General features: G+C 27.3%; 1 protein-coding gene. It reads right to left on the bottom strand.

Features of this window, described 5'->3' with window-relative positions:
- On the bottom strand, window positions 1-390 hold a 390-nt coding region (locus LS64_RS12170), incomplete at its 3' end, for a hypothetical protein (protein ID WP_138127397.1).
- Window positions 391-549: the final 159 nt, after the last annotated feature.

The raw sequence follows: 549 nt of genomic DNA, 5'->3' as shown, positions 1-549 counted from the left end.
GCTAGAATCTAGCAAAATCTTACCCTTGCTACCCTTGCTAATATTGATATTTTGATTTACGCAGGGCGGACGTGCTAAATCTAATACTTTGCTTAAATCCTTTAAAGTCTTTGTAACTAACTTTAAATCATTGCTATTCTTTATATTCTTAGCAATTTCTTTAAGATTCAGTAGCATTATTTCACTATGTAAAAATACTCTATCCAAAAGCAAAGGATACTTATTAGAATAGTAGCTTATTAATTCCTTTTGAATAAGCTTATTTTCAACCATAAATAGCGCTCTTAACATTTTCTCAAAAGTAGCAATAAAAGCCTTTGAATCAATATCAATTTCGATATTATGTTTTTTGATATATCTTTGTAAAGTGCGTATATCCATTTTATACATACTTGCTAATTCCTTAATCGTATATAAGCCACTTTGATATTTTGGGATAATCACAGCATAGTCAATTTATATCTTACATTCTTAGTTTTCATTCAAAATCCTTTTATAATCATTTATCACATTAAAACCTACAATTTGCATTAAATTATTAGCTACATT

It is taken from the genome of Helicobacter saguini (genome assembly GCF_000762875.2).
Classification (GTDB): domain Bacteria; phylum Campylobacterota; class Campylobacteria; order Campylobacterales; family Helicobacteraceae; genus Helicobacter_A; species Helicobacter_A saguini.
Note: the sequence above shows the minus strand (reverse complement) of the source record. Positions and strands in the feature narration are given on the sequence as shown.